Below are 2,429 nucleotides of genomic sequence, written 5' to 3'. Positions count from 1 at the left end.
GCACGTAGCCGAGCCGGGCCACGGCCTCGGCCACCCGCTCCCGGGCGCGCTTCGAAGAGGAGCCGTGGTTGCGCAGGACCCGCGAGACCGTGCTCTCGCCGACCCCCGCCTCCCGGGCGACGTCGGTGAGCGTCACGAGCCGCCCCGGCGGCTGGAATCCGTCCATCTCCCGGCCTTTTTTTGCGACTCCGCCGCACCTCCCACCCGCGCCCTCATCCTGAGGTGCCCGCGCCAGCGGGCCTCGAAGGAGCCTTCCAGAGGTCGGCGTGGTCCCTGGAGGGCTCCTTCGAGGCGGCTTCGCCGCACCTCAGGATGAGGGGGTTGGATCGGAGGCAGGTCTCGCGTTCGGCGGCACCTGATGCCCCGACATACCCTCCTGCATTATTCCGCACAACCGGATTGGCAGCGCTGCCAAAAACAGCTACAGGCACCGCCAGCGCCGCCGGAACGAGCGGCGAAGACCATTATCCGCCCGCCCTGCGACGCGGTCCGGACCAGGGAGAACGCCGATGTCGGTTCAAGCCGCCCCGTTGCGGGGCGCTGCCCTCGCGGAGGAGAAGTCCTTCGTCGACCGGACCTACGCGAAGGTGTTCTGGCGCCTCGTGCCGTTCCTGATGCTCTGCTACGTGGTGGCGTATCTCGACCGGGTGAATGTCGGCTTCGCCAAGCTGCAGATGTCCCAGGAGCTGAAGTTCTCCGAGACGGTCTACGGCCTCGGCGCCGGCATTTTCTTTCTGGGCTACTTCCTGTTCGAGGTGCCGTCGAACGTGATCCTGCACCGGGTTGGCGCCCGGGTCTGGATCGCCCGGATCATGATCACCTGGGGGGTGATCTCCGGCGCCTTCATGTTCGTGAACTCGGAATGGACCTTCTACGGGATGCGCTTCCTGCTCGGCCTGGCCGAGGCGGGCTTCTACCCGGGCGTGATCCTGTACACGACGCAGTGGTTCCCGGCCCATCGCCGGGCCAAGGTCATCGCGGTGTTCATGGCCGCGATCCCGATCTCCGGCATCTTCGGCAATCCGCTCTCTGGCTGGATCATGGACGCGTTCAACGGCGCCCAGGGCCTGTCCGGCTGGCAATGGATGTTCCTGGTCGAGGCCGTGCCGGCGGTGCTGATCGGCGTCGCGGTGTTCCTCTACCTCGATAACCGCCCGTCCGAGGCCAAGTGGCTGACCGACGCCGAGAAGCAGGTCCTCGAGCGCGACATCGCCGCCGACAACCACGGCAAGGAATCCAGCCCGCACTCGATCGCCACCGTGTTCCGCAACGGCCGCGTGTGGTTCATGAGCCTGATCTACTTCGCCTTCGTCACCGGCCAGTACGGCCTGACCTTCTGGCTGCCGACGATCGTCAAGGCGTCCGGGGTGCAGGGCAACCTCAATATCGGCCTGATCAGCGCGATCCCGTTCCTGTGCGCGGCCGTTGTCATGGTCCTGCTGGGCCTCTCCGCCGACCGGATGCGCGAGCGCCGCTGGCACCTGATCGTCCCGGCCCTCATCGGCGCCGTCGGCTTCGTCGTCTCGGCGAGTGCGGGCTCGACCACGATCGCCGTGGCGGCGCTCTCGGTGGCGGCGGCCGGCGTGCTGACCTGCTCGCCCCTGTTCTGGTCCCTGCCCACCGCCTTCCTGAGCGGCGCGGGGGCGGCGGCCGGCATCGCGCTGATCAACTCGGTGGGGAACCTCGCGGGCTTCGTCAGCCCCTACGTGATCGGGGCGCTGCGCGACGCCACCGGCAGCACCGCGGCCGGCATGTACGCGCTGGCCGTGATGCTGGTGGTCGGCTCGGTCTGCGTGTTCGTCACGCCGGCCAAGATGGTCAACCGCTGAGGTTGGCTCCTCGACGCCCTCTCCTCCCCCTTGCGGGGAGGAGCCGGAGGTGGGGTGGTGCCGGATGAGGCTTTGCGGTCCCTTCTGAGCCACCCCCACCCCTGACCCCTCCCCGCAAGGGGGAGGGGAAAACGCGGTAGATCAAACACTTGCTACCGAGTCCGTTATCTCACTCAGGAGCCAACCCGATGGCCACCACCCCGCAGACAGGCCGCGCCGCGGTGATCGGCCTCGGCTCCATGGGCTCCGGCATGGCGGGCTCGCTCCTGCGGGCCGGCTTCTCCGTCGCCGCCTGCGATGTGAACCCGGAGGCCGTCGCCCGCTTTCGGGCGGCGGGCGGGACCGCGGCGGCCCATCCCGCCGAGGCCGCCGGCGGGGCCGACGTGGTGGTCAGCGTGGTGGTCAACGCCGCCCAGACCGAGGCGGTGCTGTTCGGCGAAAAAGGCGCCGCCGCGGCGATGCCCGAGGGCGCCGTCTTCGTCTCGTCGGCGACCATGGATCCGGCCGTCGCCCGGGCGCTGGCGGCGCGGCTGGAAGCCACCGGCCGCCATTATCTCGACGCCCCGATGAGCGGCGGTGCCGCCCGCGCGGCCGATGGTG

The 2,429-nt window shown here is 69.6% G+C and carries 3 protein-coding genes; 2 read left to right on the top strand and 1 reads right to left on the bottom strand.

Annotated elements, in window-relative coordinates; genetic code table 11:
* Window positions 1-166, bottom strand: a 166-nt coding sequence (locus FV228_RS26905; protein WP_147857316.1) for a LacI family DNA-binding transcriptional regulator, incomplete at its 3' end; no start/stop codon positions are given.
* Window positions 167-509: 343 nt separating this feature from the next.
* On the opposite strand from FV228_RS26905, the gene FV228_RS26895 reads away from it, so the two are divergent.
* Both FV228_RS26895 and FV228_RS26890 read left to right on the top strand, forming a co-directional pair.
* Window positions 510-1,829, top strand: coding sequence for an MFS transporter (locus FV228_RS26895; RefSeq protein WP_147857315.1), 1,320 nt, complete (start codon window positions 510-512; stop codon window positions 1,827-1,829).
* A 188-nt stretch (window positions 1,830-2,017) separates the two neighbouring features.
* Window positions 2,018-2,429 (top strand): NAD(P)-binding domain-containing protein (locus tag FV228_RS26890; RefSeq protein ID WP_187277931.1); only part of this gene is annotated, 412 nt, incomplete at its 3' end.

This window comes from Methylobacterium sp. WL18, from assembly GCF_008040015.1.
Classification (GTDB): Bacteria; Pseudomonadota; Alphaproteobacteria; order Rhizobiales; family Beijerinckiaceae; genus Methylobacterium; species Methylobacterium mesophilicum.
Note: the sequence above shows the minus strand (reverse complement) of the source record. Positions and strands in the feature narration are given on the sequence as shown.